A 23,703-nucleotide genomic window follows, 5' to 3' on the forward strand; every position below is an offset into this window, starting at 1 on the left:
GGCGCGACCTTTCACATCCACGGGCCCTATTGGACAGAACTGGTGCTTACTTAGCGGCCAAGCGCTCCTTGGCCAACTTCGTGCCCTCAGCCAAGGCCTGTAGCTTGCGCTGAGCCACGTCACGCGGCATGGGCGCCATGCCGCAGTTCGTGCAGGGGAATAACCGCTCCTTTGGCACGAATTGCAGGGCTTGGCCGATAGCATCAGCCACTTCTTCGGGCGTTTCGACTACGTCTGTGGCCACATCGATCACGCCAACCAGCACATCCTTGCCCTCCAGTAACTTCAGCAGTTCGAGGGGCACGTGCGAGTGCATACATTCCAGACTCACCTGGTCGATGCTGCTTCTGGCCAGCGCAGGAAACACCGTCTCGTACTGGCGCCATTCATCGCCCAGGGTATTCTTCCAGTCAGTATTGGCCTGGATACCGTAGCCATAGCAGATGTGTACCACTGTCTTACAGTGCAGACCCTGCGCCGCACGCTCGAGCGCCCGAACGCCCCAATCGGCTACGTCCTTCATGTAGACATTGAAGGCTGGCTCGTCGAACTGGATAATGTCCACACCGTCGGCCTGCAGTGCCAGGGCCTCCTGGTTAAGTAATTCGGCGAAAGCAAAGGCCATCTTGGCCTTGTCTCCGTAGAAGCGGTCTGCCACCGTGTCGACGATGGTCATCGGGCCAGGCAGGGTAAACTTCAGCTTCTTCTTGGTGTGCGCTCGAGCCAGTTGGGCCTCGAAGGCATGTACGCGGCCCTTCAGGCGCAAGTCGGAAACCACCTGCGGCACCATTGCATCGTAACGGTTGTCACGGATGCCCATCTTCACTTTGTGCTCGAAGTCAATGCCCTCGACCTGTTCCAGAAAGCCATGCACGAAGTGCTGGCGCGATTGCTCTCCATCGCACACGATATCCAGCCCAGCGTCTTCCTGGGCCTTGATCCATAGCAGAGTTGCGTCGGCTTTGGCCTGCAGGAGTGCATCACCCTTAGCCGCCCATTGGGGCCAGAGCTTGTTGGTTTCAGCTAGCCAGGCCGGTTTGGGCAGGCTACCAGTGATGGAAGTTTCAAACATAATGTGTTCCTTCAAGGCAAATGCCGGTCAGATCAGTACGTGGATTCGGCGACCCATTGTTCAAGGACGTCTTGGTGCGGTTTGATGAAGTACTCTTCAGTGAACTTGCCCTGTTTGACAGCCAACTGGCTTCGTTCCTCTCGGTCATAGACGATTTGCGTCAGCGAGTAGTCCTCGGACTTCAGACTTGGTTGATAGAGCTGTCCTGCCACCGAGTTGGCGTTATAGATCTCGGGGCGGTAGATCCTCTGGAACGTTTCCATCGTGCTGATGGTTCCGATCAGTTCGAGATCGGTATAGTCGCTCAGCAGGTCGCCAAAAAAGTAGAAAGCCAATGGAGCCACGCTCTTGGGCGGCATGAAAAAGCGAACCTGCATCCCCATTTTTGCAAAGTACAGATCGGTCGATGACAGCTCGTTTTGCTGGTACTCAACGCCGAGGATAGGGTGATGATTGGTCGTGCGCTGGTAAGTTTTGCTGGTCGCTGCACTCAGGCAAATGACTGGAAGCTTGCTAAATCGTTCTTGATAGGTGCCGGAGTTGACGAAAAGCTTGAACAGCTTGCCATGCAGCACGCCGAAATCGTCGGGGATGCTGAACTCCGCCCGTGCAGCATTGTACTCAGGCAGCACGACGCTGAAGTCGTAATCGCGCACATACGACGAGAAATTGTTGCCCACGATGCCATCAATGCGCCGGTTCAACTTCGTGTCGATGATGTGGGTCTTCAGGATCTCGATCAGCGGAAACGCAGTGCTGGTCTGCATGCCACTGTACATCTCAACAGAGATGATCTCGAGTTCAACCGCGTAGCGATTACCCGTGGGATTGTCCCAATGCGCCAGGTCATTGAAACGGTTGTTGATCATCTTCAGGGTTTTGCGCAAGTTTTGTTGGCGGCCCTCTCCACGCGCCAGATTGGCGAAATTTGTGGTGAGGCGAGTTCCGTCCAATGGTTGATAGCTTTCATCGAAAGTGATGCTATTGAGGCTGAATGTGAAGTCTTGGCTCATGACGCTTCCCTGTAATGATTATTGCAATTAAGGACGATGGTTTTTCAGACTGTTAGCATGCACTCGGCTGCAGAGTGTCTGGCATTGCGCGTTAGCTCAAGCAAGGGCAAAGCCCGTTGAACCGTCAGCCTGGCCCGCTCGATCAATGCCTGGTCGCTCAGGTCGCGCTCCACGAAGTCCTTGTCGGTGGCATAGACACCTAATGGCAAAGTACGTGCCTGGAAAAAACTGAACAGTGGTCGCATCTGATGGTCGATCACCAACGCGTGGCGTTGACTGCCGCCAGTAGCGGCTAGTAACACGGGCTTGTCGATCAGGGTGTCTTGTCCTATGAGGTCGAAGAAGTGTTTGAACAGCCCTGTGTACGAGCCACGGAAAACTGGGGTGGCGACCACCAGAACATCGGCCTCCTCGACCACGGCCAGCGCCTGCTCTACGGCATCCGTCACCTGAGCGCGCCAGACTGACCCCGTGAGCTGCGGTGCTAGCAGCCCCAAATCGACCAGTTTCGGCTGACACAGCACCTGCTCGGCAATCAGGTCAAGCAGGTACTGTGCCAAACTTGCAGATTTGGAGGGGCTTTGAAGTGCACCTGAAACAGCTACTACGCGGAGTGGACGTGTTAGTTTGGTGTTCATATCAGTCGACCAGGACGACACCGCTTGGCTAGCGTCCCCGACGTTCGGGAGATTCGAATTTTTAGACGGGACCATGGCTGCTCCGACGAATACATAGAATTGATGACGGTGATTGTGCCGACCCGAGACAATGAATTAAAATGGTTTTAATTCACACATCTATGAGTAGAATTCATTGAATGCTTGAGCGCATCCATCTCAACATCGTTCAGCAGGTCGAAAAGCAAGGATCGCTGACAGCCGCCGCGGGGGTACTGAATGTCACTCAGTCAGCTTTGAGCCACAGCATGAAAAAGCTCGAGCAACAGTTGGGTACCGACGTCTGGCTGCGCGAAGGCCGAAGCCTGCGTCTGACGCAGGCAGGTCAGTACCTGCTGGCCGTGGCCAACCGTGTTCTACCCCAGTTTGATCTGGCCGAAGAGCGCCTTAGCCAGTTCGCGCAGGGCGAGCGTGGCACGCTGCGCATCGGCATGGAATGCCACCCTTGCTACCAATGGTTACTCAAGGTGGTTTCGCCCTACCTCACGGCTTGGCCGGACGTGGAGGTGGACGTGAAACAGAAGTTCCAGTTTGGCGGTATTGGCGCTCTGTTTGGCTACGAGATCGATCTGCTGGTAACCCCCGACCCGCTCTACAAACCGGGCCTTGATTACGAGTCTGTGTTCGATTATGAACAGGTGCTCGTCGTAGCCAAAGACCACTCCCTGGCTTCAGCCTCCTATGTGAAGCCCCAGCAACTGACTAGCGAAGTACTGATCAGCTACCCTGTGGACATCGAGCGCCTAGATATCTACAACCAGTTCCTGCTACCGGCGGGTGTTACGCCCAAGCGCCACAAAACCATAGAAACCACCGACATCATGGTGCAGATGGTGGCCAGCGGCCGTGGCGTGGCAGCCTTGCCACGCTGGTTGGTCGACGAGTACGCCGTTAGGATGGGGGTGGTGCCCCTACGGCTGGGGCCGCACGGCATAGCCAAACAGATCTTCTTAGGCACTCGCGAGGCTGATACCAATATCGACTATGTGCGCGCCTTCATCGAACTGGCACACCAGCCAGCCCGGGCCATAGCCGACGCCACTTTCATTGCTCATCCTCAAAAAGATCAAGAATGACCCCTCCTAATCGAACGCAAGCCGCTTCCCCTACTAGGCGGTTTGAATCAATAGACACACTCAGGCATAACGGGCTCTGCTCGCTGCTAAGGCACAGGCTGGGCAATACCTGCGATGCCGCAGATCTGGCGCAAGATATTTACCTTCAGCTCATCAGGAAAGCGCATATTCCGTCGGCGGAGGAGTGTCGTCGCCACCTGATGCAGATTGCCAAAGGCAAGCTGATCGACCTTTATCGCCGGTGCACGCTGGAGGCACACTACTTCGAGCCTGCAAACCCACCAACCCAACCCGCAAGCCCCGGCGTTTATCAGCATCAACCCGGAGGCGGGCGCTGTGACCCACCATTTTGAAAGCAAATCGGAGGTGTGAAATGGCCATCACTGGGCAAACGTGCCTTTCCTCATTCACGGGAGGGATATAGGGACGTCGCTCACGCACATCCCAAGTTGCTACCGGATAGCACTGCTCAGCGGCTGGCTCACCGCTCGTTATGCAATACCTGAAAATAAGCCCAGCAGAACAGCCTGTGCCCAGATGGCCATAGACCGGCTGGTGGCCCAATACGGCTCGCTGCACCAGTTGGACCGTCTCAATTGCAAGCCGGTTATCAATGAGACAGCTGACTGCGCTCGTTGACGCCCCACCGTCTCGCTCATCCACAAACAGCATAAAGGGCCAACCCTTCCAGGCTAGCCAACTATGCAGCCAAGAAGGCGCCTGCCACTGGCGGCGTCGTTGACTTGCGTGACGCGCTGCGCTTGGGGGCCAAGTGGTGGCACAAGACATTAACAACGTGGCTGACTTTGTGGCTAACGATGCCAAGGGGTTACGCGCCCAATACTGCGTGGTGATCGAGCAGATCGTACAGGAGCTACGTGGTTTGCCTTGCGCAGAGCTGACCGTTGAACCGGTGGCGAAGCAGCAGATCCTCTCGATCCGTTCCTTTGGGGAGCGCGTGACTGACCGCAGGGAAATGGTTCAAGCGTTGTCAGAATTTATGGCTCGCGCAGCCGATAAGCTGCGTGCCGAGGGGATGTGTTGCCAGCGGGTGCACCTGTTAGTGCGAACCAGCCCGTTTGACGAACGAGCGCCTTACTACAGTGAGCAGGCTGGCGTTCGGCTAGTCAGCCCTAGCGATGACACCCCGTTGTTGCTGCAACAAGTGGGTGTGTTGCTACCGCAGATTTGGCGCGACGGTTACCGTTATCAGAAAGGCGGGGTCATGCTGAGTGAGTTCACTCCCAAGGGGCAGCAACAGGCCGATCTGTTTGCTCCGTCTTCCGCTCAATCTGATGCGCTGATGGCTGTGATGGACCAGATCAAAGCCAAGGGATTGGGACGCGTAGGCTTGGCCAGTCAAGGCACGGGGTCCACCGATTGGATGATGCGCCAAGAGCACCTGAGCCCCTGTTACATCTCCCGCTGGGAGGACCTGCCAGTGGCTAGGTAAGTGGATACAGTTATGTTTCTGCTGTTTGCTCGATGTGGTACCACAAGCCCAAAAGCACAAAGGGGTAGCCTCGTAATGAAGCTAACTTTTTGTTTTATTTGGTGCCGGTAATAGGAGTCGAACCTACGACCTTCGCATTACGAATGCGCTGCTCTACCAACTGAGCTATACCGGCGGCTTGATGTTCAGAGTCGTGAAAAAAGCCGGACAAGTCAATTGAGCCAACTCGATTTTATGAGTTGGCTCATGATGTTAAGGCATATCAGAGGTCAATGAACTCCGGGATGTGAGCACGGCCGCGGCTCTCGAGAAAATCGAGCAGTGCGCGGGGGGAGCGGGCCAGGATCCGCTCATGTGGGAAGTTGGCTTCGGTGACCAGCCGATGGCAGTGATCAAAGTCGCCGAGGCTGAATGCCACGTGGGAGTCGGAGCCGAAAGTGAGGTAGGCACCCAGATCGCGCGCCGCCTCGACGATGGCGCGGCAGTTGCTTTCACTGCCTGCACGGGAGTGACTGAACGAGGAGTTGTTGACCTCCAGCGCCACTCGATACTCTGCCGCTGCCTTGACCACCGCCTGGATATCGATGGGGAAGGCGGGGTTGCCGGGGTGGCTTATCATGTCGACCCGACCGCTTCGAATGGCGTTGATCATGGCCTGGGTGTGGGTCGCCTGATCGCAGGGGGGAAACACCGGTTCGTGAAAGCCCGCCATGATCATGTCGAGCCGCGACTCGTAGCGCTCGGGGAAGTCTATTTCACCGTCGATGTTCTTGATGTTGGCTTCGATGCCGCGCAGGATGCCGACCCCGTCCACGACCCTGGGCAACACGTGCAGATTGACGAAATGCCAGTAATGCGGGGCATCTGCCATGTCCGGGCCATGGTCCGTGGTGGCGAACAGCTTGATCCCCTTGGCTTTGGCGATGGGCAGGTAATCGTGAATGGTGCTGTAGGCGTGGGTGCTGGCGACGGTGTGCGTGTGGGTATCGACCGTATACTTCATCTTCTCTCCCCTCTGGCATGAGGCGACAGCATAGCAAGATTGGCGAAGCCGGGCCATGTGGCTGGTTGCCATACTTTGTCACAATTTGGGTCTGTGCTGACAAAGTCTGATGACGTTTCACTGCGAGGATGGCGACATCGATGCAAGCCTGAACACCCATCGATGGGTCGACACTGGATGGTCAGACCCGTTTTCCCCGCCGTCGCCCCTGCGACGGTTTTTTTTGGTTCTCTGTCGGCGCGTCGGGTGACGGCAGGGCAAAAAAATGCCCAACTAGCATGACGCAGGTTGGGCGAGACTTAATGTTTAATTGCAGTGGCATAGATATAGAGTGCCGTCTCGCCGCGAAGTTCCCGCCATCTTCCCTCTTTTTTGATTAAAAACATTTAGCCAACACTTGTTCACATTCTCTTGACATGGGTGGGCGTGAAACGTACTTTTTAAACATTCGTTTAAGTGAGGTGTCCAGTGAGTAAAATCGATACCAAGAACCGTATTCTCGATGCCGCCGAGGTGCTGTTTGCCGAGCGGGGGTTCGCCGATACCTCGTTGCGTCTGATCACCAGCGAGGCCGATGTGAACCTGGCTTCGGTCAATTATCACTTCGGCTCCAAGAAGGAGCTTATCCAGGCGGTGCTCGACCGCTATCTGAGCCTCTTCATGCCGGCACTGGACGGGCGGTTGCAGACGTTGATGGCGCAGGATCAGCTGACCCTGTTGCAGGTGTTCGAGAGCTTTGTCGAACCCCTGATGAAACTGTCGGCCGTCAGGGCGAATGGCCCGGCGCTCTTCATGCAGTTGCTGGGGCGCGGCTATATCGACAGTCAGGGCCACCTGCGCCGCTTTATTACCACCCATTATGGGGCGACCTTGCACGGGATCACCCAGGCCATCTCCAAGGCCAATCCGGATTTGTCGCCAGCGGATCTCTTCTGGCGCCTGCACTTCACCCTGGGCACCGTCGTCTTCACCATGGCCTCTGCGGATGCCCTGCGTGACATCGCCCAGGCCGATTTTGGCCAGCAGCTCGATGTGGAAGGGCTGGTGCGCAACGTCATTCCTTATCTGGCGTCCGGTGTCGGGGCGCCCGTGGAGTCGACCAGGCTCTCCCTGGCCGTGTAACACCTAACAATAATCAACGGAAACAGTGAAATAGAAGGAACTTCGGTATGATCACATTGCTTGTCCTGCTGGTGCTGGCGATAGCCGTGGTGCTCGGTGTCCCCGCCATCCGTAAAAAGGTGGTGACCCGCCCCGTGTTCGGCATCTTCAAGAAGATATTGCCGCCCCTGTCGGCCACCGAGCGGGAGGCCATGGAGGCCGGCTCCGTCTGGTGGGACGGGGAGCTGTTTCGCGGCAACCCGGACTGGAAGAAACTGCACGGCTACGGCAAGGCCGAGCTGAGCGCAGAAGAGCAGGCCTTTATCGACAACCAGGTCGAAACCCTGCTCGCCATGGTGGACGACTTCAAGATCGTCAACGAGACCAAGGACCTGCCGGAGCCGGTGTGGGACTATCTGAAGAAGGAAGGCTTCTTCTCCTTGATCATCCCGAAATCCTACGGCGGCCGCGAGTTCTCGGCGATTGCCAACTCCACCATCGTCACCCGTATCGCCACCAAGAGCCTGAGCGTCGCGGTCACCGTCATGGTGCCCAACTCCCTCGGCCCGGGTGAGCTGCTGATGCACTACGGCACCCAGGCCCAGAAAGATTTCTGGCTGCCGGGGCTGGCCAACGGCAAGGAGGTGCCCTGCTTCGCCCTGACCGGGCCGGAAGCGGGCTCCGATGCGGGCGCCATCCCGGACAAGGGGATCGTCTGCAAGGGGATGCACAAGGGGGAAGAGGTGCTGGGCATTCGCCTGAACTGGAACAAGCGCTACATCACCCTGGCGCCGCGCGCCACCGTGCTGGGGCTGGCGTTCAAGCTCTATGACCCGGAAAAACTGCTGGGTGACAAGGAAGAGATCGGCATCACCTGTGCGCTGATCCCGACAAGTCACCCTGGCGTGCGCGTCGGCGATCGCCACTACCCCATGGGGTTGGCGTTCCTGAATGGCCCGACCTTCGGTAAGGATGTGTTCATTCCGCTCGACTGGATCATCGGTGGCCCAGATTACGCCGGCCGCGGCTGGCGCATGCTGGTGGAGTGCCTCTCCGCCGGTCGCGGCATCTCGCTGCCAGCCCTTGGCACCGCCTGCGGTCACATGGCGAGCCGCACCGTGGGCGCCTACTCCTATGTGCGCAAGCAGTTCGGCATGTCCATCGGCAAGTTTGAAGGGGTGCAAGAAGCGCTGGCCCGCATTGGCGGCCTCACCTATCAGCTGGAAGGGGCTCGTCGCATGACCGCAGGTTCCCTGGATTTGGGTCAGGCACCGGCCATCGTCACCGCGATCTCCAAGTACCACATGACCGAGATGGCCCGCCAGGTGATGGATGACTCCATGGACATCCACGCCGGTCGTGCCATCCAGCTGGGCCCGAAAAACTACACCGGCTACGCCTACATGGGCATTCCGGTGGCCATCACGGTGGAAGGGGCCAACATCCTGACCCGCAACCTGATGATCTTCGGGCAAGGGGCCACCCGCTGCCATCCGTATGTGTTTGCAGAGCTGGAAGCGGCGGCCGACACCGATGTGGAGCGCGGTCTCGAGAAGTTTGACGCCCTGTTGATGAAACACATCGCCTTCGGTACCGGCAACTTCTTCGGTGCCCTGTTCCAGGGGCTGACCCTGGGCCAGTTCAACAGCGCCCCGGTGGCTGGCGAAACCGCCCGCTACTACAAGCAGCTCTCTCGCATGAGCAAGGGGCTTGCCCTGTGCGCCGACGTCTCCATGCTGATGCTGGGTGGCGATCTCAAGCGCAAGGAGATGATCTCCGCCCGTCTGGGTGACGTACTGAGCCACCTCTACCTGGCCTCCGCCACCCTCAAGCATTACGAGGATCAGGGCCGCATGGTCTCTGACCTGCCGTTCGTCCAGTACGCGGTGGAGCGCAACCTCTACCTGATTGGCAAGGCGTTCGAGGGCTTCTTCCAGAACTTCCCGAACAAGGTGGTGGGTGCCGTACTCAAGCGGGTGGTGTTCCCGTTCGGCGTCGGTTACAAGATGCCGGCGGACGATCGCTGCCATGCAATCTGTCTGGCCATGATGACGCCGGGCGAGTTCCGGGATCGTCTGACCGCGCTCTGCTATGTGGGCAAGGACGAGGCGGATCCGGTGGGGCTGATGGAGCGTGCCTTCCAGGCCATGGTCTCGGTGCAGCCCATCGAGAAGAAGCTGGTGCAGGCCCAGAAAGAGGGCAGACTGCCCCGCAAGCTGGCGCTGCCTGAGCTGGTGGCTGCGGCCCTGTCCCAGTCCATCCTCGGCAAGGAGGAGGCGGACAAGCTGCTGGCCGCCGATGCCTTGCGCTACGAGGCTATCCAGGTGGACAACTTCGCTCCTGGCGAGTTGGAAGGATTGTCTCAACCGAACCCGATCGAGCATGCAGCCTGACCCCGAGCGTAAACCGACAACCGGCCCTAGTGGCCGGTTTTTTGTTGTTTAACCAGGCATTTACAAGGTCGATTAATTCCAGTTTAATGCAATGGCCCCCACCCTTGGGGCAGGAAGCAAGGCCATCGGAATGGCCGATAACAACAACTCAGGAAGAGTGAATGAACCTCGCCAAAACGGCGATCGAACGCCCCATCTGGGTGGCGGTCTCGGTCGTGCTGATTTTTTTGCTGGGCCTGCTCAGCATCCGGGGACTGCCCGTCCAGCTGTTTCCCGACATAGACCGTCCTCACCTCAACATCACGGTGGACTGGCGCTCGGCCTCGCCCCAGGAGATGGAGTCGGAGATAACCGATCCCATCGAGCAGGAGATGCAGGGGGTACAGGGGCTCAAGAGTCTCAGCAGCAACAGCTACCCCGGCTTCACCGAAATCGACATGGAGTTTGCTCTCGGCACCGACATGCAGCGGGCCCAGCTTGACGTCATCTCCCGCCTGAACCGGGTCTCGGGGCTGCCGGACAACATCGGTGGTCCTTACGTCAACAACTACAGCAGCAACGACACCCTGACCTTCTTCTTCATCCAGCAACTGCCCGGCGCCAAGGGGGAGATAGACGATCACCAGGCGCTGATCGAGGCGAGGGTCAAGCCCGAGCTGGAGCGGATCCCCGGGGTGTCCACGGTCGACATCGAGGGGATCAACGAGCGCCAGATCCAGATCCACTTCGACCCTTACCGCGCCGCCGAGCTTGGGGTGGAGATCCCGGTGCTCGCCAGCCGGGCAACGACGGGCTGGGATGTGTCGGCCGGGACCCTCGACATCGGACGCTGGGAGTACAAGCTGCGCTTTGCCGGTCGCTATGACGTGGCGGCCCTGGGGGACAAGGTGGTGGACTGGCGTGACGGCCTGCCCATCTATCTGCGGGACGTTGCCGAGATCAGAGTGGCCCGGGAGGAGAACCCGGTGCTGCGCATCCAGAACGGCAACACCGCCATTGCGGCGCAGATCTTCAAGGAGAGCGGTGCCAATGCCCTGGCAGCGCTCGAGGGGATCAAGGCCAAGGTCGGGGAGCTCAACCGGGAGGTGCTGGAGCCGGTTGGCCTGCACATGGAGCAGTCGTTTGACGCTTCCCTCTACATCAACCGGGCGGTGAGCATGGTGACCGCCAACCTGGGGCTCGGGGTGCTGCTCTCCTGCGCCATCCTCTGGGTCTTTCTGCGCCAGCTCAAGGCGACCCTGATGATCGCGATCGCCATCCCCATCAGCATCATGCTCACCTTCTGCCTGCTCAAGGTGATGGGGCGGACCCTCAATATCATCTCCCTGGCGGGCATTGCGTTTGCGGTCGGCATGGTGCTCGACGCCGCCATCGTTGTGCTGGAGAGCATCTACCGGCGCCATGAGCGGGGTGACATCAGCAAGGGAGAGGCGGCGCTGGAGGGCACCCGCCGGGTGTGGACCGCTCTGGTGGCGTCCACCCTGACCACGGTCGCCATCTTCCTGCCGGTGCTCCTGCTCAACGACGTGGAAGGGCAGTTGTTTGCCGATCTTGCGCTCACCATCGCCTGCGCGGTGACGGTCTCCATGGTGGTGGCGGTCACGGTGTTGCCTGCGGTGGCGGCGCGCTGGATGGGGCACGAGCGGCTGATTGATCCCTTTGAGCGCCTGTGGTGCCGCGCCACCCGCCATGTGATCCGCTGGACGGCCACCGCCCCCAGGCGCTGGGCCATCATCGTCCTGATGATGACGGGGCCTGTGCTGGCGAGCTGGTTGATGTTGCCCAAGATGAACTACCTGCCGGATGTGAAGCGGGACGCCATCGATGTCTGGATGAGTTTCACCCCGGGGGTCAATCTCAAGGCCCAGCGGGAGGAGGTGATCGATACCCTGATTGCCCGCCTCGACCCCTATATGAAAGGGGAGAAGGATCCTGTCCTCAAGAACTACTACATCCTGCGCTATCCGGGCGGTGCCCAGATCGGGGTGCGGCCAAAGGAGGAGAGCCAGATCAAGGTGCTGGAGCAACTCTTGATGAAGCAGTTGCTGGTGGGCATTCCCGACACCCGGGTGTTTGGCGGTCAGGGGTCCCTGTTTGGCGGTTTTGACAGTGAAAACAGCATCTCCCTGCTGATCCAGGGGGGTGGGCTGCCCGAACTCTATCAGGCGGCCAGGGAAAGCATGACCATAGTACAGCGGGACTTGCCCGGCGCCCAGGTCAGGCCAGAACCCGGACTCGATTTCACCGCTCCCGAGCTTCGGCTGGTGCCCCAGGACAGGCGCCTGGCCGAGGTGGGCTGGGATCGCTCCCCCATGCCCGCCATCATCCAGACCTTTGGCGATGGCCTGCGGGTCGGCGAATATTTCGACGGGGATGAGCGGCTCGACATCCTGCTGATGGGGCAGGCCTCCGCCAACCCGGACGAGCTCAAGGCGGTGCCGCTTGCTACCCCGTCCGGGCGCATCGTTCCCCTTGGGGAACTGCTGCGGGTGGAGCCGCAACTCGGGCCTGAGAGCATCTTCCGATCCGATGGGCGGCGCAGCATCAGCCTGCAGATATCGCCCCCGGCGGGGATGAGCATGGAGCAGGTGCTCGACACCCTGCAGCACAAGAGCTTTGCCGCCATCCGGCTGTTGCTGCCGGCCGGGGGGGAGCTGCGGGTCGCCGGCAATGCCGACAGCCTGCAGCAGGCGCTCGGCAACCTCGGCAGCATCTTCCTGTTCGCCGTGATGATACTGCTCATTCTGTTGTGGGGGGTCTTCGCCTCCCTCAAGGATGCCGTGCTGGTGCTGCTCACCTTGCCGCTCGCCACCGTAGGCGGCGTGCTGGCGCTGCACCTGAGCGGTCTGGTGGCGCCGCTGCCGATGGACTTGCTCACCATCATCGGCTTCGTCATCCTGCTCGGGTTGGTGGTCAACAACGCCATTCTGCTGGTGCACCAGACCAGGATGGCCGAGCGGGAGGGGATGAGCCGACAGTCGGCAGTCACCGATGCTCTGCAAAGCCGGATGCGTCCCATCGCCATGACCAGCCTCACCAGCATTTTCGGCATGCTGCCTCTGATGTTGAGTCCGAGCGAGGGGAGCGAAATCTACCGGGGGCTGGCCACCGTCATCGTCGGCGGCATGAGTTGCAGCACCCTCTTCACCCTGATCCTGTTGCCCGCCTTCCTGCGGTTGGGGGAGCAGACCGACATACCGCACGCCCTTCGGCAGCGTGCCTGAGCAAGGAGCTCATCGATGACACAAGGTTTCACAAGGATAGTGGTGGGGGCTCTGCTGCTGGCTGGCGGGCTGCCTGCGCTTGCACAAAGCAAGATGGTGACGCTGGCGGAGGTGGCCCAGGGAGAGGCGGGGGCCAGCATCTGGGTCAGCGGCACGGTGGCGAGCCGCCAGCAGGCGGCACTCAGCGCCGAAGTGAGCGGTCGGGTGGAGTGGATAGCCGAGTTTGGCAGCCGGGTGAAGGCGGGGGACGAGTTGCTGCGCCTGGACAGCGCGACTCTGCGCCTCTCGCTGGAGCAGGCGAGGGCGGAACAAGCCAGAGAGGGGAGCAACCTGCGTTACGCTCGCGCCGAGTTCCAGCGCCTGGATCGTTTGCACCAGCAAAAGAGTGCCTCCCAGAGCCAGTATGACAAGGCGCGCTATGACGTGGAGCAGGCTGAGCTGGCCGAGCAGCTGGCGCGGGTGCAGGTGCGCCAGATTGAGGAGCAGCTGCGCAGAAGCCGCATCTTTGCCCCGTTTGACGGAGTGGTGAATGAACACTTCATCCAGCCGGGGGAGCATGTGGATGCGGGCGAACAGGCGCTTGAGCTGGTCAATCCGGACCAGCCGGACATCCGGTTGCGTGCGCCTATCGCCTGGGCCCGGCAACTGGTCACCCAGACCCGGTTGCGGGTGGAAGGGGAGCAGCTCAGCAGCCACGCCATCTATTACCAGCGGGCGGCGAGCGCCGATCCCAAGTCCCGGCTCATCGAGCTGCGCCTCAAGCCGGAAGTAGGCACCTTCATCATCGGCTCGCCGGTGCGGGTGGCGCTGCCGATGGGAGAGCAGCACACCATGCTGCTGCCACGGGATGCCCTGGTGCTCGGCACCGAGGGAAGCGTGGTCTATCAGGTGGAGCAGCGCGGCGAGGCGCTCACGGTGAACCGGGTGCCGGTCACCGTGCTCTTTGGGGACAGCCGGTCAGTGGCGGTGAGCGGCGCTCTCAAGCAGGGAGACAAGGTGGTGGTGCGCGGCGCCGGCAGCCTGCAGGATGGAGACAAGGTGGAGCTGTTTCGCGGTTGAACCTGGGCAGATCCCATAAAAAAACGGCTCCCGCGGGAGCCGTTTTTGTTGCAGGGAGAAGGGGCGATTACTCGACCATCATCACCTTGCAGGTGTTGGTGCTGCCGACGGTCTCCATCTTGTCGCCGTGGGTGAGCAATACCATGTCGCCGCTTTGCAGCAGTCCCTTGGCCTTGAGCACGTCCAGCGCGTCGCGGCACACCTCGTAGACCGGCTTGGTCTCGTCGCCATCAAACAGCACGGGAGTGACGCCGCGGTAGAGGTTGGCCCAGGCCAGGGTCTTGTTGTGAGGAGACATGGCGAAGATGGGCAGGCCGGAGCTGATGCGGGACATCAGCAGCGGGGTGGTGCCCGACTCGGTCAGCGCCACGATCGCCTTGACCCCTTCCAGGTGGTTGGCCGCATACATGGTGGACATGGCCACCGCCTCTTCCACCGAGGTGAAGGTGTAGTTCATGCGGTGGTTGGAGACGTTCAGGCTCGGGTGCTTCTCGGCGCCCACACAGACGCTGGCCATGGAGGTCACGGTCTCGATGGGGAACTGGCCGGCGGCGGTCTCGGCGGAGAGCATCACCGCATCGGTACCATCCAGCACGGCGTTGGCCACGTCCATGACTTCGGCACGGGTCGGGAGCGGCGCGTTGATCATGGACTCCATCATCTGGGTCGCGGTGATGACCACGCGATTCAGGCGGCGGGAGTGGCGAATGAGCTTCTTCTGCACACCCACCAGTTCGGGGTCGCCGATTTCGACGCCGAGATCGCCACGGGCCACCATGACGGCATCGGAGCCGAGGATGATGTCTTCCATCGCCTCGTCGCTGGCGACGGTCTCGGCGCGCTCGACCTTGGCCACGATCTTGGCGTTGGAGCCAGCTTCGCGGGCCAGCTCGCGGGCGTAGCGCAAATCATCGCCGCTGCGGGGGAAGGAGACCGCCAGGTAGTCCACGTTCATGCGGGCGGCGGTCTTGATGTCTTCCTTGTCCTTCTCGGTCAGTGCCGGGGCAGAGAGGCCGCCACCCTTCTTGTTGATGCCCTTGTTGTTGGAGAGAGGGCCGGCCACGGTCACCGTGGTGTGGATGCGGGTGCCTTCGACCTGCTCGACCTTCAGTTGCACGCGGCCATCGTCCAGCAGCAGGATGTCACCGGATACCACGTCCTGCGGCAGGCTCTTGTAGTCGATGCCAACCTGTTCCTGGCAGCCTTCTCCCTTGCCGAGGGCGGCGTCGAGAATGAACTTGTCACCGATGGCGAGGTAGATCTTGCCATCCTTGAAGGTGGAGACGCGGATCTTGGGGCCTTGCAGATCGCCCATGATGGCCACGTGGCGACCCAGCTTGGCGGCGATGTCACGCACCTGGTTGGCGCGCTGGATATGATCTTCAGGAGTGCCGTGGGAGAAGTTCATCCGCACCATGTCGGCACCGGCGCGAATGATCCCCTCGAGAATGCCGTCGCGATCGGTCGCCGGACCGAGTGTGGTAACAATCTTTGTACGTCTTGGCATGAAAGACTCCAATGTGAAGTTGATATGACTTGAAATACTGCCCCGTCAAGCATGTGGCATGGCGCCAACTGGCAGGCCATCTGGGTGGCCTTGTTTGATTGAATTTCGATACTACACCAAGCCCGTTGGCATAGACAGTCGGGGGCGGACCCCCGAATGATCAGGAGGAGTGCGGGGTATCAAAGCGGGATTCGCGCAAACCTTCTTTGACTTTCTTCAGGTTTTCGCGAAATTTCATGCCACGGCGCAGGGTGAAACCGGTGGCCAGCACGTCCACCAGGGCGAGCTGGGCGATGCGCGAGGCCATGGGCATGTAGACGTCGGTGTCTTCCGGCACGTCCATGGAGAGCACCAGGTTGCATTCGCGGGCCAGGGGAGAGTCCTTGGCGGTCATGCCGATGACGGTGGCATCGTTTTCCCGGGCCAGCGCGGCAATTTCCACCAGGGCCTTGGTGCGGCCGGTGTGGGAGATGAGGACCACCACGTCCCCTTCGCTGCTGTTGATGCAGCTCATGCGCATCATGACGATGTCATCGAAGCTCACCACGGGGATATTGAAGCGGAAGAACTTGTTCTGGGCATCCCGGGCGACGGCGGAGGAGGCGCCCAGACCAAAGAAGCTGATCTTCTTGGACTGGGTCAGAATATCGACGCAGCGGTTGATGGCCGAGATGTCCAGGCTGTTCTTGGCGGCATCGAGGCAGGCCATGGTGGATTCGAAGATCTTGGCGGTATAGGTATCCGGGCCGTCTTCCGCTTCCACATGGCGGTTCACATAAGGGGTGCCGTTGGCCAGGCTCTGGGCCAGGTGCAGCTTGAAATCGGGAAAACCCTTGGTATCGAGGCGACGGCAGAAACGGTTGACGGTCGGTTCGCTCACATCGGCCAGCTTGGCCAGGGTAGCAATGCTGGAGTGAATGGCGGTCTGGGGTGAGGCCAAGATCACTTCAGCCACCTTACGCTCTGATTTACTGAAACTTTCCAGATTGTTCGTAATTTTATCGAGGGTATTCATCATTACCACCAGGCATTTTTGTAATTTAACTTCAGTGTCTGTGCACTAAATTCACAGCTCAAGCAGGTTTCCAGTCTCCGCGATGACTATACAAGACAAGCGCTTATCGGAACTAATCTCGGCCCTGCAAAGTATGACTCATGTCTAATTATTTCGTGTTTTTAGTTGCAAACTTCCATTTGCGTCTTGAAAACGCTTACAAATGTTGCAAAGCAACAACACTGTGAGCGGGCGCACACTTGTCTGCATAAATCGCGCAGCCCGGCTGCGGGCTCGAGTAGTATTGCAGCCAAATAATAATGTCGGGACGGTAAGGGCCGCCCCGAGTCGGTAACGAAGGAGTTTGTTATGCAGCATACCCATGCGCTGGTGGGCGACGTTGGCGGTACCAATGCCCGGCTGGCCCTCTGCGAACTGGCGACGGGCGCCATTTCCCAGGCAAAAACCTATTCGGGGCTGGCCCATCCCAGCCTGGAGGCCGTGGTGCGCCTCTATCTCGAAGAGCACGATGCCACCGTGGGCGAGGCGTGCATCGCCATCGCCTGTCCCATCAATGGTGACTGGGTCGCCATGACCAACCACAGCTGGGAGTTCTCCATCCGCGAGATGCAGGCCAACCTCGGCCTGGCACGCCTGCAGGTGATCAACGATTTCACTGCCGTCTCCATGGCGGTGCCCGTGCTCGGCGAGAGCGATCGCATCCAGCTCGGGGGCGCGGCTCCGGTAGCCGGCAAGCCCATCGCCATCTATGGCGCAGGGACCGGCCTTGGCGTTGCCCACCTGGTGCAGGCCGGTGAGCAGTGGCTGAGCCTGCCGGGTGAGGGCGGTCACGTGGACTTCGCCGCCAACACGGAAGAGGAAGATGCGGTGCTGCAGGTGATGCGCGGCGAGCTGGGCCATGTGTCGGCGGAGCGTTTCCTCTCGGGCCCCGGGCTCGTCAATCTCTATCGCGGCCTGGTCAAATCCGATGGCCGCGAGCCCGAACCCTTTGCCCCCAAGGACATCACCGAGCGCGCGCTGGCGGGGGATTGCCTCGATTGCCGTCGCACCTTGAGCCTGTTCTGCGTGCTCATGGGCCGCTTTGCCGGCAACCTGGCCCTCAACATGGGCACCTTCGGTGGTGTCTACATCGCCGGTGGCATAGTGCCGCGCTTTCAGGAGTTCTTCATCGGATCGGGCTTTCGGGTCGCCTTCGAGGACAAGGGGCGCTTCAAGCCTTATCTCAAAGACATTCCGGTCTTCCTCATCACCCATGAAGGGCCGGGGCTGCTCGGGGCGGGAGCTTATCTGCGCCAGTCCCTCGGGATCCGTCTCTGAGCCTTGCCAGGGTGAACATGGTTCAGTCCCGATTCAGTGACCGGGGCGTAAAGTGAACCTACGTACTCAAGAGGACGGGGCTTCATAGGGAATTGAAACCGGTCTTCATCCGCTGGGTGCGCATTGTCACCTGACAAGCCTGAACTGTTTTACCGGCCCTCGCGGCCGGTTTTTTTATGCCTGCCGTTTCTGCGCGAGCATGGGGGCTGAGGGGAGCGGCAGGCCAGCTTCTGATGGGGGCGCAAGCTCGTCAGCCTCGCTGCCATGTGCTTGGCCTGGTCGAGGCATAAGGAGTGAGGTGTGAGACAGGGCCAGCACCGGGATGGCAATGCCCGAATGCGGCAGGGGCCAGTACTTGGCCCCTGCGCTGTCAGGGGAGGGTGATGTGGAATCTCGCGCCGCCGAGCGGGGAGTCATCCACCCGGATCTCGCCGCCGTAGCTGTGCACGATTTCGGTCACCACGGCGAGGCCAATCCCCTGGCCGGGGGAGCTGTCAGCCCGCACGCCGCGCTGGAAGATCTGCTGCGATTTGCCGGGGGCGATGCCGGGGCCGTCGTCTTCCACCACGATGAGCAGGCCGCTCTCCCGGTGGCGGACATGAACCCGGATCTCGCTGATGGCGAACTTGCAGGCGTTGTCCAGCAGGTTGCCCATCAGCTCCATCAGATCGCCCTGCTCGCCGTGGAAGAAGACATCGTCGTCAAACTGGAAGCCGGTCTGCAGCTTCTTGTGGCGATAGACCTTGGCGAGACTGGCCAGCAGCTTCTCGATGAGGGGAACCGGCTCGGTGCCCTTGCTCGCGAGGCGCTTTCGTCCGGTGACGGCGCGGCGCAACTGGTACTGGATGATCTGATCCATGGTGGTGATCTGTTCATTGATGTTGTCATGGATGTCGTGGCCGAGCTTGAGCTCCTGGGCGGTGATCTGGATGAGCGCCAGCCGGGTTTTCAGGCTGTGAGCGAGATCGTTGAGGGCGTGTGAGTAGCGCTGGGTCTGCTGGCGTTCGTTCTCCAGCAACTGGTTGACCGAGCTTGTCAGGGGAGTCAGTTCGCGCTCGTAGTCGTTTGACAATGCCTCTCGCGTACCGGCGCGGATCTCGTCAATCTGGCGTGCCATGGTACGCAGGGAGGAGAGGCTCCAAAAACTGGTGAGCAGCAACAGGGCGCCCAGCAGACAGTAGGCGAGCAGCGCCTGGCGAATGCAGCGGTAGAGGTAATCGCGGGTCTGGGCCTGATAGCGCCGGGCGGAATCGACCATCACCACGTAGTAGGTGGTGGGGCCGGCGCCATGATTGCGCAGGAAACGCAGGCTGTAGATGAAGTAGCTCTCGCCGTTCTTGATGGTATGCAGCTTGAAGAAATAGTCCTGATCCAATCCCCCCAGGTATCTCATCAGATCCCGGCAGATGGTCTCCTTGATGGAGACCACCTCCGGCATGTGCAGGCTGGACCAGCTCAGCGCCCCGTCGGCGCGGCAGATCAGGGTGTCGAGATTGGGGTCGATGGCATCCGGGGTGAGCTTGCCAAGATCCGTCATTGCGTGGGGCTCCGGCTGCTTGGACGAGAACAGCTTGGAGAGGTTCTCCTGCATGCGGACACTGGCTTTCTGGGCCTGCTCCTCGGCATGGCCGAGGTAAAGGATGTAGACGGAGAAGGCCATGATGAGCGCGATGACCAGCATGGCACTCAGCATCAGCTTGAGGTGCAGGGAGCGGCGGATCAGGGCCAAGGGATGCAACATGGCAAGGCGCATCAGCTACAGGCGAGGTTGAAGATGTAGCCCTGGCGGCGGATGGTGGAGATGGGCTGGATGCTCCCTTCCGGATCCAGTTTTTTGCGAAGCCGGCTCACCATCACCTCGATGGTGTTGGGATCCCCTTCACCATCCCCATAGAGCTGATCCAGCAACTGCTGTTTGGAGACCACCTGACGGGCATTTCGCATCAGGTATTCCAGGATCAGATATTCGAAACTGGTCAACACGGTGACCTCGCCGGCGATGGTCAGCTCCTTGCGGGAGAGATCCAGCTCGTAGTCACCCGCCTTCACTCTGGGGGAGATGAAGCCGGCGCTGCGGCGTACCAGCGCATTGAGGCGGGCCAGCAGCTCGTCCTTCTGGAAGGGTTTGACCAGGTAGTCGTCCGCCCCGGCCTCCAGTCCTTCCACCTTGTCCTGCCAGTTGCCTCTGGCCGTCAGCACAATGATGGGAAAGGGGATCTGCTGCTCGCGCAGGCGTGTGATGAGTTGAAGGCCATCCATGTCAGGCAGGCCCAGATCGATGATGGCGACATCGATGGGGTAGTCGGCCGCATAGTGCAGTGCCACCTGGGCTTTGTCCGTGCTGTAAACCTGGTTCTGGGCCTCGGTCAACAGGGTGGAGAGGTGGTGATTGAGCAGCTTGTCGTCTTCAACTAGTAGGATTTTCATAAGATGCATGATGATGAGGGTCCAGGCTGCCAATTAGAGGGTCAACAAGGGGGAGAGTCAATCCGGATCCTACCTGACCCCGCTGTATCGGAACTGAATCATCCCAGACTGAACTCCTCAATAGAGTGTTTAATAAGATGTCAAAACTCTGTGACACGAAGCGATTTACATACGGTCACAGCAGAATGCGACCGTTATGATCGCAGTGGAGGGGCAGTAAGGTACGTGAATGGGTCAACAGAAGAGCACACTCTTGATCTCTTGGCGCTATCCTAACAATCTGATGCCCACGAATGAGGTGATAAGAGCACACTGACAGACATATTTTTTCTATTCTTCATCGAAAGGTGTCACTAGAGGATTATCAGTAAAAATACTGGTGACATTGAAGTCAGTAGGTTAATGGAAATGCTGTTGAATCCTTACCCTATCGAGGGCCTTTTGCACCTTTTGACTATTCACCCTTGGGTTAAACAAGATAGAATCTGACCCGCGATCGGGTTTAGGGCGCAAAAAGCCCAAGATGTGAGCAATGTAGGTTCCGGACAGCCTAGTAAGGTAATGGAATGCTTAAGAATTGTTAAACATCAATCAAAACAAGAAGCTGGAGGATCTGATGGCCAACAGCACGGACAAGAAGGTTAAAATCAGCATATTGGGAGCTGTAACTCAAGGGCGGTAGCGTTTCACTTTGTTGACTATGTCATCTTTTTCATAATTACCCTCCCCACCAAGTTTATCAAATAAGAATTATTTACAAGTCGTATCGCTAGAATTTATGCAGAAAAATTAACCAAGCTTAGTTTCAGTGATATATCTGTGTGCTAGACGATTTAGTCATCAGTGTAGGCGCTTCGCAAACCTACCGTGAAAATCTTCTACGCAAGCGTCAAACAATGTCTTGTCATTTCGTTATCTTGAAATCGGGAACCTTTCAATGAAGATCCTTGTGACTGGTGGTGCCGGCTTTATCGGTTCAGCCGTTGTTCGCCATATCATCCAGCATACCCAAGACTCAGTTGTCAACCTCGACAAGCTGACCTATGCAGGCAACCTGGAATCCCTGGCTGAGGTCTCGGGCAGCGATCGTTACGCGTTCGAGCAGGTCGACATCTGCAGCCGCGTCGAACTGGATCGGGTGTTTGCTACCCATCAACCGGATGCCGTGATGCACTTGGCCGCCGAGAGTCACGTTGATCGCTCTATCACAGGCCCCGCCGACTTCATCGAGACCAATATCGTCGGCACCTATATGATGCTGGAAGCGGCCCGCGCCTATTGGAACGGTCTGGACGAGGCGCGCAAGACGGCCTTCCGCTTCCACCATATTTCCACCGACGAGGTGTATGGCGATCTGCCACATCCGGATGAAGCGTCTGCTGGTGAACCCTTGCCACTCTTCACTGAAACGACGTCCTACGCCCCCAGCAGCCCCTATTCTGCCTCCAAGGCTTCCAGTGACCATCTGGTGCGCGCCTGGCGCCGTACCTACGGCATGCCCACCATCGTCACCAACTGCTCGAACAACTACGGCCCGTACCACTTCCCCGAGAAACTGATCCCGTTGGTGATCCTCAATGCGTTGGATGGCAAGCCGCTGCCGGTCTATGGCAAGGGCGACCAAATTCGCGATTGGCTCTATGTGGAAGACCACGCACGCGCGCTCTACAAGGTGGTGACCACGGGCTTGGTCGGGGAGACCTACAACATCGGCGGTCATAACGAGAAGCAGAATCTGGAGGTGGTACACACCATCTGCGATCTGCTGGACGAGATGGTGCCGAAGGCGGGCTCTTATCGTGAGCAAATCACCTATGTGGCGGATCGCCCTGGCCATGATCGCCGTTATGCCATCGATGCCAGCAAGATGAGCAGTGAGCTCGCATGGCAGCCGCAAGAAACTTTCGAATCTGGCATTCGCAAAACTGTGCAGTGGTATCTGGATAACCAACAGTGGGTCAACAACGTCAAGAGCGGTGCCTACCAATCCTGGATTGAGCAGAATTACGGGGAGCGTGCCTGATGCATATTCTGCTGTTTGGCAAAAACGGTCAGGTCGGTTGGGAGCTGCAGCGTGCACTCGCACCGCTGGGCCACATCACTGCCGTTGATTTTGACTCCACCGATTATTGTGGCGATTTCAGCAACCCGGCAGGGGTGGCCGACACGGTACGTCTTGTCAAGCCGGACGTGATTGTCAACGCCGCAGCCCACACCGCAGTCGACAAGGCGGAGAGTGAGCGGGAATTTGCCGAGCTGCTCAACGCGACCAGTGTGGCGGCGATCGCCAAAGAAGCGGAAGCATTGGGTGCCTGGCTGGTGCATTACTCCACCGACTATGTGTTCGATGGCAGCGGTGAGCGCCCCTGGGTGGAAACCGATGCAACTGCACCGCTCAACGTCTACGGTGAAACCAAGTTGGCAGGGGAACAGGGGGCGGCTCTCTGCGCTCGTCACCTGATCTTCCGCACCAGCTGGGTCTACGCCGCCCGTGGAGCCAACTTTGCCAAGACAATGCTGCGCTTTGGCAAAGAGCGTAGCGAGATGTCAGTCATCAATGACCAGTTCGGCGCTCCGACCGGTGCCGAGTTGCTGGCCGATTGCACTGCCCATGCTCTCCGCGTGGCGCAGTGCAAACCCGAGGTCGCCGGGCTGTACCATCTGATTGCCTCTGGTACAACAACATGGTTTGACTACGCCCAGCTGGTGTTTGCCAAAGCCAGAGAAGCCGGCGTTGAACTGGCTGTGACACAGCTCAATGCGGTGCCGACCAGTGCCTTCCCGACCCCGGCCAAACGCCCCCATAACTCCCGCCTTGATACTGGTAAATTCCAGCGCACCTTCGATCTGGTGCTGCCGGACTGGACAGTCGGTGTGGAGCGGATGTTGACCGAGATCCTCGGCAAGTAAATCACTGGCCAGAGATGTAGTGACTGCCTCCCTGGCTGGCAGGGATAAAACAGGAAGGTGTGGCCGCAAGCCACCTTTTTCTTTTGCAATTTAAAAATAAGAAACAAGCATCATGACCAAACGTAAAGGCATTATTCTGGCCGGTGGTTCTGGCACCCGTCTCTATCCGGTGACCATGGCGGTGAGCAAGCAGCTGCTGCCCATCTATGATAAGCCGATGATCTACTACCCGCTCAGCACCCTGATGCTGGCGGGGATTCGCGATATTTTGATCATCAGCACGCCGCAAGATACTCCCCGCTTTGAGCAACTACTGGGTGACGGTAGCCAGTGGGGCCTGAATTTGCAGTATAAGGTGCAGCCAAGTCCGGACGGGTTGGCACAAGCCTTTATTCTGGGTGAAGAGTTTATCGGGTCAGACCCCTGTGCGCTGGTGCTGGGGGACAACATCTTCTA

General features: G+C 59.2%; 18 protein-coding genes, 1 tRNA gene and 1 pseudogene. 11 read left to right on the top strand and 9 right to left on the bottom strand.

Annotated elements, in window-relative coordinates:
• Nucleotides 1–46: 46 nt before the first annotated feature.
• From AB5Y68_RS04250 to msuE, 3 genes are read right to left on the bottom strand one after another with little or no spacing between them, the layout of a single operon-like run.
• Complete coding sequence (locus AB5Y68_RS04250; protein WP_039041231.1) at nucleotides 47–1,072, bottom strand: methionine synthase; 1,026 nt, start codon at nucleotides 1,070–1,072, stop codon at nucleotides 47–49.
• 32 nt (nucleotides 1,073–1,104) lie between these two features.
• The gene (locus tag AB5Y68_RS04255; RefSeq protein WP_039041232.1) at nucleotides 1,105–2,085 is read right to left on the bottom strand and encodes a DUF1852 domain-containing protein; all 981 of its coding nucleotides are present in this window, start codon (nucleotides 2,083–2,085) and stop codon (nucleotides 1,105–1,107) included.
• Between the two features lie 44 nt (nucleotides 2,086–2,129).
• Entirely contained in the window at nucleotides 2,130–2,723 is a 594-nt protein-coding gene (gene msuE / locus AB5Y68_RS04260; protein ID WP_052258931.1) for an FMN reductase, read from the bottom strand.
• Nucleotides 2,724–2,902: 179 nt separating this feature from the next.
• Here msuE and AB5Y68_RS04265 point away from each other — a divergent pair, with 179 nt between their 5' ends.
• The 3 genes and pseudogenes from AB5Y68_RS04265 to AB5Y68_RS04275 all read left to right on the top strand — a co-directional run bounded on the left by AB5Y68_RS04265 (nucleotide 2,903) and on the right by AB5Y68_RS04275 (nucleotide 5,291).
• Nucleotides 2,903–3,838: a LysR family transcriptional regulator gene (locus tag AB5Y68_RS04265; RefSeq protein WP_039041234.1), complete on the top strand. Its 936-nt coding sequence runs from the start codon at nucleotides 2,903–2,905 to the stop codon at nucleotides 3,836–3,838.
• Nucleotides 3,835–4,210, top strand: a pseudogene (locus tag AB5Y68_RS04270) (sigma factor). The gene AB5Y68_RS04265 and the pseudogene AB5Y68_RS04270 overlap by 4 nt, the downstream one beginning before the upstream one ends.
• A 403-nt stretch (nucleotides 4,211–4,613) precedes the next feature.
• Nucleotides 4,614–5,291: a DUF4113 domain-containing protein gene (locus AB5Y68_RS04275; protein ID WP_223918266.1), complete on the top strand. Its 678-nt coding sequence runs from the start codon at nucleotides 4,614–4,616 to the stop codon at nucleotides 5,289–5,291.
• 99 nt (nucleotides 5,292–5,390) lie between these two features.
• On the opposite strand, the gene AB5Y68_RS04280 is transcribed toward AB5Y68_RS04275, so the two are convergent.
• Both AB5Y68_RS04280 and AB5Y68_RS04285 read right to left on the bottom strand, forming a co-directional pair.
• Nucleotides 5,391–5,466: transfer RNA gene (locus AB5Y68_RS04280), tRNA-Thr, on the bottom strand.
• A gap of 87 nt (nucleotides 5,467–5,553) precedes the next feature.
• A complete protein-coding gene (locus AB5Y68_RS04285) occupies nucleotides 5,554–6,294 on the bottom strand; it encodes a phosphatase (protein WP_039041236.1) in 741 nt (246 codons plus the stop codon).
• A gap of 468 nt (nucleotides 6,295–6,762) precedes the next feature.
• Between AB5Y68_RS04285 and AB5Y68_RS04290 the strand changes: the two genes are divergently transcribed.
• From AB5Y68_RS04290 to AB5Y68_RS04305, 4 genes are all read left to right on the top strand, one after another.
• Nucleotides 6,763–7,416, top strand: a complete 654-nt coding sequence (locus AB5Y68_RS04290) for a TetR/AcrR family transcriptional regulator (protein WP_005324182.1) — start codon at nucleotides 6,763–6,765, stop codon at nucleotides 7,414–7,416.
• Between the two features lie 47 nt (nucleotides 7,417–7,463).
• Nucleotides 7,464–9,788, top strand: a complete 2,325-nt coding sequence (locus AB5Y68_RS04295) for an acyl-CoA dehydrogenase (protein ID WP_039041237.1) — start codon at nucleotides 7,464–7,466, stop codon at nucleotides 9,786–9,788.
• Between the two features lie 161 nt (nucleotides 9,789–9,949).
• On the top strand, nucleotides 9,950–13,012 hold the full coding sequence (locus AB5Y68_RS04300) for an efflux RND transporter permease subunit (protein WP_039041238.1): 3,063 nt from the start codon (nucleotides 9,950–9,952) through the stop codon (nucleotides 13,010–13,012).
• A gap of 15 nt (nucleotides 13,013–13,027) precedes the next feature.
• Nucleotides 13,028–14,071, top strand: a complete 1,044-nt coding sequence (locus tag AB5Y68_RS04305) for an efflux RND transporter periplasmic adaptor subunit (protein WP_039041239.1) — start codon at nucleotides 13,028–13,030, stop codon at nucleotides 14,069–14,071.
• A gap of 67 nt (nucleotides 14,072–14,138) precedes the next feature.
• Here the strand turns inward: AB5Y68_RS04305 and pyk are convergent, their stop codons facing one another.
• Together pyk and AB5Y68_RS04315 are read right to left on the bottom strand one after the other, a co-directional pair.
• Nucleotides 14,139–15,578, bottom strand: coding sequence for a pyruvate kinase (gene pyk / locus AB5Y68_RS04310; protein ID WP_005324189.1), 1,440 nt, complete (start codon nucleotides 15,576–15,578; stop codon nucleotides 14,139–14,141).
• A gap of 160 nt (nucleotides 15,579–15,738) precedes the next feature.
• Entirely contained in the window at nucleotides 15,739–16,593 is an 855-nt protein-coding gene (locus AB5Y68_RS04315) for a MurR/RpiR family transcriptional regulator (protein ID WP_029314760.1), read from the bottom strand.
• A gap of 348 nt (nucleotides 16,594–16,941) precedes the next feature.
• Between AB5Y68_RS04315 and glk the strand changes: the two genes are divergently transcribed.
• Nucleotides 16,942–17,910, top strand: a complete 969-nt coding sequence (glk, locus tag AB5Y68_RS04320) for a glucokinase (RefSeq protein WP_039041241.1) — start codon at nucleotides 16,942–16,944, stop codon at nucleotides 17,908–17,910.
• Between the two features lie 370 nt (nucleotides 17,911–18,280).
• Here glk and AB5Y68_RS04325 read toward each other — a convergent pair whose 3' ends face one another.
• Both AB5Y68_RS04325 and AB5Y68_RS04330 read right to left on the bottom strand, forming a co-directional pair.
• A complete protein-coding gene (locus tag AB5Y68_RS04325; RefSeq protein ID WP_039041242.1) occupies nucleotides 18,281–19,663 on the bottom strand; it encodes an ATP-binding protein in 1,383 nt (460 codons plus the stop codon).
• Complete coding sequence (locus AB5Y68_RS04330; RefSeq protein WP_161646571.1) at nucleotides 19,663–20,337, bottom strand: response regulator; 675 nt, start codon at nucleotides 20,335–20,337, stop codon at nucleotides 19,663–19,665. The genes AB5Y68_RS04325 and AB5Y68_RS04330 overlap by 1 nt, the downstream gene beginning before the upstream one ends.
• A gap of 937 nt (nucleotides 20,338–21,274) precedes the next feature.
• Here AB5Y68_RS04330 and rfbB point away from each other — a divergent pair.
• The 3 genes from rfbB to AB5Y68_RS04345 all read left to right on the top strand — a co-directional run.
• Nucleotides 21,275–22,360, top strand: a complete 1,086-nt coding sequence (gene rfbB / locus AB5Y68_RS04335) for a dTDP-glucose 4,6-dehydratase (protein WP_368206925.1) — start codon at nucleotides 21,275–21,277, stop codon at nucleotides 22,358–22,360.
• The gene (gene rfbD / locus AB5Y68_RS04340; protein ID WP_368206926.1) at nucleotides 22,360–23,247 is read left to right on the top strand and encodes a dTDP-4-dehydrorhamnose reductase; all 888 of its coding nucleotides are present in this window, start codon (nucleotides 22,360–22,362) and stop codon (nucleotides 23,245–23,247) included. Before rfbB ends, rfbD begins: the two co-directional genes overlap by 1 nt.
• A gap of 112 nt (nucleotides 23,248–23,359) precedes the next feature.
• Nucleotides 23,360–23,703 (top strand): sugar nucleotidyltransferase (locus tag AB5Y68_RS04345; protein ID WP_368206927.1); only part of this gene is annotated, 344 nt, incomplete at its 3' end.

This window comes from Aeromonas sp. R6-1, from assembly GCF_040908165.1.
Taxonomy (GTDB): domain Bacteria; phylum Pseudomonadota; class Gammaproteobacteria; order Enterobacterales; family Aeromonadaceae; genus Aeromonas; species Aeromonas caviae.